The organism is Hoyosella rhizosphaerae (assembly GCF_014643175.1).
Taxonomy (GTDB): Bacteria; Actinomycetota; Actinomycetes; order Mycobacteriales; family Mycobacteriaceae; genus Lolliginicoccus; species Lolliginicoccus rhizosphaerae.
Genome location: NZ_BMJH01000001.1, coordinates 303,753 through 310,952 on the forward strand (window position 1 = coordinate 303,753; position 7,200 = coordinate 310,952).

Consider the following 7,200-nt stretch of genomic DNA (forward strand, 5'->3'; position numbering starts at 1 on the left):
TCATACAGCAGGCAGTTCGAGAGCATCGCAGCAGAACCGCCACAGGCGCACGACATCCTGGTCGCTGTGGCGTGTGCGGGGGATTCGGAACTGTGAGCGTTCGCGGCGATCATGCCAAAATCGGCCAGACGAAGGAGCGGGGTGCGATGCCGCGAGCCACACAATGGTGTCCGCGCCTGATCGCGCGTCGCGCAACAGCGGTTCCATCACCTTGTGGAACCCGGGAAGCGCGTCAACCACGCCTGGCGTGTTAGCCCAACCGGGGTGCATCGCGTGGGCGGAAATGCCGTCGCCGGCCCATCGCTGTGCAAGCAACGGGGTGAGCGCAACTTGCATGCGTTTCGTCCGGGCGTACGCCGTCGCCCCCTTATAAACCCCAACATGATATTCAGGGTCTTCAACTGGCAACCGCTGGGTGTACATGCCGCCAGACGACACAAAAATTACCCGGCCGTTCTGGGACGCCCGCAACGCAGGCCTGAGCAGTTCTGTGAGCAACAGGGGGCCGAGCACATGTGTGGCCAATGTGATTTCGTGTCCGTCATTGCTGTCGAGGCGTTCTCGCGGAAGAACGCCCGCGTTGTGCACGATGACATCGAGGCGAAGTTCGTTCGCCACAATGTTGCGTGCGGCGTGCCGGACCGACGAAAAATCAGACACATCAACGTCAATCACGTCAACATCAGCGCCGGGGACTGTGTCTCGAATCCATGCGGCAGTGTTGGCTCCTTTACTGGGCGTGCGAACGCCAAGTAGGACGCGAGCGCCAAGCATGGAGAGTTGACGTGCGCATTCTGCGCCTATCCCGGAGCCTCCACCGGTGACGAGCACGACGTGGTCGCGCAAACTGTGCGGTGCTGGGTCGGCTGGCCACTGGGGAAGCGAGCGACGTGTCGAAAGCCCGAATTTGGTGAAACTCCCAACAATGCTGGTTTCGAGGACAGCGTCAGCCGCGCGGGCCACGAGCCTGGATCCTCTTGCGCCAAGTGACGACGTCACAACACAACCTCACAGTTCGTCGACAACAGTTCGTGTTTCAGAGTAGGAGACTTTGCTGTGTTGCCGCAGACAGACCTGATCAACCGGACTCCACTGCTTCTTCTTCGTCGTGGGTTTCTTCTTCGTATTGTTCTCGTTCTTCTCGTGCTCTTTCGTCGAGCACTTCACCTATGTATCGCACAGCGACAGCCACCATCGCCGCCACCGGTACAGCAAGGAATGCCCCAACTATCCCGAATAGGCGTGCTCCTGCGGTAACTGAAAGCAGGATGACGACGGGGTGCAGGTTCATGTGTCGACTTTGCAGGATGGGTTGCAGGATATTGCTTTCGAGCTGTTGAACAGCAACGATAATGCCCAACACGATGAGTGCGTTGATGGGTCCGTTAGCAACAAGTGCGACGAGGACTGCTAGCCCACCCGCAACGAACGCACCAATGATGGGCACAAATCCGGCGATGAACGTGATGACGGCCAGCGCATTGGCGAGCGGCACATTCATCACCATGAGACCGATCCAGATGAAGAACGCATCAACGAAACTGACGATCGCCTGGGCCCTAATGAACCCCGCTAAGGTTTTCCACTGGCGGGTAAGAACTTCAGCGACATGGCGGGCACCAGTTCCCCCGGTTGACCGAAGGAACCACGGCATAAACCGCAAGCCATCCTTGAGGAAAAAGAACGTCAGTACCAGGGACAGGATCAGCGTAATGATGATCGATGTCGCGGCACCTAGGCCAACAAAGACGCCGGAGGCGATCCGGTCCGAGCTTTCCTGCAAAATGGTCGCGGCGGCTTGGACGTATTCGTCAAACTGCTCCGGTTCGATATTTAACGGTGGTCCTGCAAACCATTCCTGAATGCTGATAATGCCGCGTTCCGCTTGCTCTGCAAGCTCGGGGACATCGCGCGCGATCGACGGGACAATCGAAGCTATGAGGAAGGCGAACGCCCCGATTGCGACAGTGAGGGCAGCAAGCGATGCCAACGATGCTGGAACACGGTGCCGATGCAACCACCCCGCGATGGGCCACAGCACCGTCGAAACAATGACGGCTAGCGAGACGGGGAGTGCGACCACCCACATCTTGCCTACCACCCACCCGACGACGTAGAGGGCAGCGGCGAACAACAGTAAGCGCAAACTCCACGTGGCAACCCACTTGCCGCCGTCGCCAATAAATTCGCCGCGGTCACGAGGTCGTGGTCGCCTGGGGACGGAGCGACGTGGGGCTCTCGGCTTGGGGGAGTCACTCCCAATTTTGTCAGGCATAAGCAACCTCGCAGACGCGTCGGCACTGGCGGAACCGCGCCGGTGACTGTTCCATCTGTTGAGGCTACCGCCATAAGTGATCGATGCGGTGGCACGGCGCCTAACACGATTACGGCGGTGTCACAATCAGTGATCGGTGTGGTTGACACCGGGGTTTTAATGGTGCGGCTTATGCGTCGGTGACGTCCAATGACATGGTGCGCACAATTATTGGCGAGTCCCACCTCAGCAGCCGCGGCGGCCGAATCATGTGCGCTGCTGCACCTGCCGTTGTCGCGGTAATTTTCGGCGCAGCCTGTGCAACAGGGTCTGCGGACATGATCTACCACTATCCGGAACCGCAGGCGATGAACAACAATTCCGCTGTTGCGGCATCCTCAAGTACGGCTCCGCCGCCGACACCGGCCGGTGGGGTTACGCGGAGCACGGCAGGAGCGATACCCGAGGGAACTCTCGCTGTTGCAGCACGCACGCTCAGCGGTATTCCAGTGGATGGAGTTACTGTTCGCGCCCATCGTTTCGCTCCGTGCGGACCAGATGGGCCTGCTGAGGGTGCCGAGCAGTTAAGTACCCACGAAGGCACAACAGACGCCAATGGAATGTTCGCGGTGACAGTTCCTCAAGGTTGCTACGCCGTGAAACTCGGCGACGATGCGCACAATAGGTATCCAGTGCCTGCCGAACCGCACACCACGCTGGTGACCTCCGCGACCAAAAGCGACGTTGTCGAAGTGATGTTTTACGACGGGCCGACCGGTTTAGGCACCAACTGGGCGGCGGGGACGATTCTCGTGCAAGACCAGCAGACCGGTGCGCCAGTGTCTGCGGTCCGGGTGACTGTGGAGCGCTGCGATAAGTCGTCAGATCCCTACACGTCACCGAGATCGTTCGCGGATGGGCGCATAGTCATAGCGTTGGCGCCCGGCTGCCACACAGTTCAGGCCTCAGACGCGGTCACAGAGTTCTTTGTTGACGTCGAGTCGGGGTTTGACGACGTCCGCGTTATCAAGCACGACTAAGGGCGCTCGATTTCCACGGTTAATTTCTCACAAGGGTCGCACTGTGGGAAGGTAGGGTAACTGCCCGCACCTGACCTGATCGGATGCGCTCATGGATGTGCACGAGTTCCCCATTCTTGCTGCGGTACTGACCATCGCTGCAATAGCAGCAATGTTCGCGGTGCGGCTTAAACAACCGCTGATTGTGGCATTCATTGGAGTCGGAATTCTCGTCGGCCCGGTCGGTTTGGGGTGGGTCACCACCGATGGAACGATGGAACTACTCGCGCACCTTGGCATCGCAGTTCTGTTGTTCCTAGTTGGCCTCAGGCTTGATCTTCACCTTGTAAAAACCACTGGTCCAGTTGCGTTGGCCACCGGTCTTGGCCAAGTCATCTTTACGTCAGTGGTGGGATACTTCATCGCTATTGCGCTGGGCATGGACACGGTAACTGCCTTGTACGTGGCGGTTGCACTGACCTTTTCGTCAACGATCATCATCGTGAAACTCCTGTCTGACAAGAGGGAACTTGAGCAGCTTCACGGTCGAATAGCCGTGGGTTTCTTGATCGTTCAGGACATAATTGTGGTGCTAGTGATGATCGCTATCACCGCGTTCGGGCAAGAGGCTCAGGACAATGTGGCGCTCGGTGTTGTCGAGGTTGTCGCCAAAGGAATTGGGCTACTCATCGGCATAGTCTTGCTAGCCAAGTACGTGCTGCCGCGCGTTCTGCACAGCGTCGCCCAGTCACAAGAGTTACTGGTTCTCTTCGGTATCTCGTATGCGGTCGCTGTCGCTGCGTTTAGCGACTGGCTAGGTTTCAGCTCGGAGGTCGGAGCTTTCCTCGCTGGTGTGTCCTTGGCCTCGACTCCATACCGTGACGCGCTCGGCTCACGGCTGGTGAGTTTGCGGGACTTCCTCTTGCTCTTTTTCTTCCTCGTGCTTGGTGCGCAGTTGGAGTTCACCGATGCTGGGCAGCAAATCAAGGAAGCACTGATATTTTCGGCGTTTGTGCTGTTCGGCAACCCGCTGATTGTCATTTTGATCATGGCACTTATGCGCTACCCCGTACGTGTTGGCTTTCTGGCGGGCTTGACCGTGGCGCAGATATCGGAGTTTTCGCTGATTCTGGCCGCCCTGGGCCTCAGTCTGGGCCATATCACCAATGCCACCGTAAGTTTGATCACCGTGGTTGGATTGATCACCATCGGCGGATCAACCTACCTGATCTTGTACTCGCATCAGATCTACGCGAAAATTGGGCGCTGGCTCGAAATTCTCGACAGAAGCAGCACACGCAAAGTCGATCTATCCGACGACCAATCTGATGTTGATGTCATCGTGTATGGACTGGGGCGTTTCGGGGGTCCCGTCGCAGACCGGTTGGGTGCCAATGGATGGAAAGTGCTTGCAGTCGACTTTGACCCTCGACGGATTTCCAACAATCGGCGCCCCGGTGTCACGGCAATTTTTGGTAGCGCGGAGGACATCCAATTTTTGGAGACGCTCCCATTGGGGCGAGCGAGGGCGGTAGTTAGCACCATCCCCGATATTGATGCAAACCGGGCCTTGATCGTTGGACTTGAGCACCATAGCTACACCGGGTGCGTGGCCATTGTCGCGTTGAACGACCACGACGCGCACGAACTGTCGCTTCGAAACATCGATTGCGTTCTTGAGCCGTACGTCATCGCTGCGGACGTCAGCGCTGAACGGATTGAACACATTGTCAGGGGGCCTGATTCGTCATTCGAGCATGGTCCCGAAAGCCATGCCTAGCAGGTAGGTGATGGTGGCGGCTCCGTAACCGATGGCAAGCTGGCGTAATGCACGCTTTGCTGGTGGGCCGCCAGACAGCAGTCCCACGATGACGCCGGTTGTCAACAGCGCAATTCCTACCAGAACGGCCGCAACAACAACGGCGAGGGTTCCGTGCAGCCCTAGCGCATAGGGAATGACCGGCACGATTGCGCCTGAGGCGAAGAATGCAAAACTTGCTGACGCTGCGCGAAGCCCCGTGCCAACGGCTTCGTGGGAGTCGTTGGCCTGCGCGCGGGCATCGGCGCGAGCGTCGCTGAACTCTGAATTCGTGTCGGTACCGATGTCGGCAATGACGGCTGCGGCCTTAGCCTCGGCTTCGTCGGCAGACATTCCTCGTGCTCGGTATACAAGCGCAAGTTCGTTCGCGTTCACATCAAGGTCGGGCAGTGCCTTGGTGGTGTCAGGGCTCGGCGTTGATGCCTCAAGCAATTCCCGCTGCGAACGCACTGAAATGTATTCGCCAGCCGCCATCGACATCGCGCCAGACAGCAGGCCAGCGACACCGGCGAGAAGTATGACGTCATTGTCGACGCCGCTGCCCGCGAACCCAAGAATCAAGGCAAGGTTGCTGACCAAACCGTCGTTGGCGCCAAAAACCGAAGCCCTAAACGTGCCCGAAAGCCGGTTTCGGCCGCGCGTGGCCAGTGCCCGCACAACTTCTTCGTGGATATGTTCGTCAGCACTCATCGCACTGGTCGCGTCTCGATCCATCGCGTACGGAGATCTCTTCTCGGCACGTTGGACGAGGGCGAGCACAAACACGGAGCCGAATCGACGAGCGAGGAAACCGAGCATGCGGGTGCGGAGATCACCGCGAAGCGGCATGCCAACCTGGTCGCCGAGCAGTGTGCGCCAGTGTTCTTCGTGCCGACCTTCGGCATGCGCTAGGGCGAGCAAGATCTCTCGCTCCTCACCGGTGCGCCGCTCAGCGAGGTCCATATACACAGCGGCTTCGGCGCGTTCATTCGCGAGATAGCGGCGCCAGCGGGCAATGTCCTGCGACGTCGGTTTTGCGTGGTCATTGATGTCGCGTCGAACCAGGGGCTCATCGGGGATGCTGTCAGAGTTGCGGTCCGGCATCGTCAATCCCCTCCTGTGGTCGCATCTGTGGGTCGAGAGTGTTTGCGTCGCTACCGTATGAAGACAATACAGTGGCGACGCTACCGGTCGGCGGTCTGCATTGCAGGTTCTAACACAACTCCAAAGTGATGGTTATGTCAGCTAAACAGTTGAACATTTTCTCGGAAGTGTTCCGCGGTGTGGCTGTGTCATGTAGAAAAATGGGATGTCAAAACTTGTGCGCGATCTAATCCCGGAGATCATTCGAGCGTCGGGGCGCGAACCGTCTATCAGCTTTGTAGACGGGCAAGATCGAGTATCGGCGCTGTTCGACAAGTTTGACGAGGAATTGTCGGAGTTGCGTTTGGCGGATGATGAGGCTGTGCTCGAAGAGGCAGCTGACGTTTATGAGGTCCTGCTGTCGTTGCTTGCTCATCATGGGTTTAGTCGTCTTGATCTTGACATGGCTGCGGCGCAGAAGCGGGCAGAACGTGGTGGATTTGGTGCCGGTGTCGTTCTCGATTCGGTCTCGAATCCAGGGTCGCTACCAATGAACTAGTTGAGATTGAGAATTAAGAGGTCGCAAGATCAACGAGTATTGCCGTCAAGGTCGCCACGCCAACGGCAGTAACGACAGTTGTCACAATCAACAAGTGAGCCGACCCTGGCATATCAGAACCCGTTCGCATTGCTCGGTCCACGGCGACCCATCGGCGATAGCCTCCCAGCGCGGCGAGGCAACCTAGCGCAACCAGTGCGAAACCCAGCGCGCTGCGAATGTGAATTGTGCTGAAATCCGGCACGATATGAATGACAGCGACTCCGGCAACTAGGAGGCCGAGTGCTGTGCGAATCCATGCGAGGAAGGTGCGTTCGCTGGCCATCGTGAAGCGTTCATCGGGCCGTGCGTCCACTTTGCCTCCTTGGTTCGTACGCAGGACATTCAGTGTAGTAACAGTGAGTCATGTATTCGCATCCTTGCCGATGCAATAAGCTTGTCGAGCCCTGAATGTGGCACATGTGATTTCCCTGTAACGTACATCTAC

Annotated in this window: 7 protein-coding genes; 3 read left to right on the forward strand and 4 right to left on the reverse strand. The window is 58.0% G+C overall.

Annotation, left to right across the window (positions count from 1 at the left end; translation table 11 throughout):
- Entirely contained in the window at positions 1 to 999 is a 999-nt protein-coding gene (locus IEW73_RS01400) for an SDR family NAD(P)-dependent oxidoreductase (protein ID WP_229675648.1), read from the reverse strand.
- Between the two features lie 79 nt (positions 1,000 to 1,078).
- Complete coding sequence (locus IEW73_RS01405; RefSeq protein ID WP_188669972.1) at positions 1,079 to 2,275, reverse strand: AI-2E family transporter; 1,197 nt, start codon at positions 2,273 to 2,275, stop codon at positions 1,079 to 1,081.
- A 179-nt stretch (positions 2,276 to 2,454) separates the two neighbouring features.
- Between IEW73_RS01405 and IEW73_RS01410 the strand changes: the two genes are divergently transcribed.
- A complete protein-coding gene (locus IEW73_RS01410) occupies positions 2,455 to 3,294 on the forward strand; it encodes a hypothetical protein (RefSeq protein ID WP_188669974.1) in 840 nt (279 codons plus the stop codon).
- A 91-nt stretch (positions 3,295 to 3,385) separates the two neighbouring features.
- The gene (locus IEW73_RS01415; RefSeq protein WP_188669976.1) at positions 3,386 to 5,053 is read left to right on the forward strand and encodes a cation:proton antiporter; all 1,668 of its coding nucleotides are present in this window, start codon (positions 3,386 to 3,388) and stop codon (positions 5,051 to 5,053) included.
- On the opposite strand, the gene IEW73_RS01420 is transcribed toward IEW73_RS01415, so the two are convergent.
- Positions 5,021 to 6,034, reverse strand: a complete 1,014-nt coding sequence (locus IEW73_RS01420) for a VIT1/CCC1 transporter family protein (protein WP_372433610.1) — start codon at positions 6,032 to 6,034, stop codon at positions 5,021 to 5,023. The two genes, IEW73_RS01415 and IEW73_RS01420, sit on opposite strands and share 33 nt — an antisense overlap.
- Before the next feature lie 346 nt (positions 6,035 to 6,380).
- Here IEW73_RS01420 and IEW73_RS01425 point away from each other — a divergent pair, with 346 nt between their 5' ends.
- Positions 6,381 to 6,713 (forward strand): nucleoside triphosphate pyrophosphohydrolase, encoded by a 333-nt coding sequence (locus tag IEW73_RS01425; protein WP_188669980.1) that lies wholly within the window; start codon positions 6,381 to 6,383, stop codon positions 6,711 to 6,713.
- Positions 6,714 to 6,726: 13 nt separating this feature from the next.
- On the opposite strand, the gene IEW73_RS01430 is transcribed toward IEW73_RS01425, so the two are convergent.
- Positions 6,727 to 7,038, reverse strand: a complete 312-nt coding sequence (locus tag IEW73_RS01430) for a YidH family protein (RefSeq protein WP_188672699.1) — start codon at positions 7,036 to 7,038, stop codon at positions 6,727 to 6,729.
- Positions 7,039 to 7,200: the final 162 nt, after the last annotated feature.

Bases quoted from the DNA above. Each gene is read 5' to 3' on its own strand.
- IEW73_RS01405 (WP_188669972.1), bottom strand. From the start codon at position 2,275: ATGCCTGACAAAATTGGGAGTGACTCCCCCAAGCCGAGAGCCCCACGT.
- IEW73_RS01415 (WP_188669976.1), top strand. From the start codon at position 3,386: ATGGATGTGCACGAGTTCCCCATTCTTGCTGCGGTACTGACCATCGCT.
- IEW73_RS01420 (WP_372433610.1), bottom strand. From the start codon at position 6,034: ATGGACCTCGCTGAGCGGCGCACCGGTGAGGAGCGAGAGATCTTGCTC.
- IEW73_RS01430 (WP_188672699.1), bottom strand. From the start codon at position 7,038: ATGGCCAGCGAACGCACCTTCCTCGCATGGATTCGCACAGCACTCGGC.
- IEW73_RS01425 (WP_188669980.1), top strand. From the start codon at position 6,381: ATGTCAAAACTTGTGCGCGATCTAATCCCGGAGATCATTCGAGCGTCG.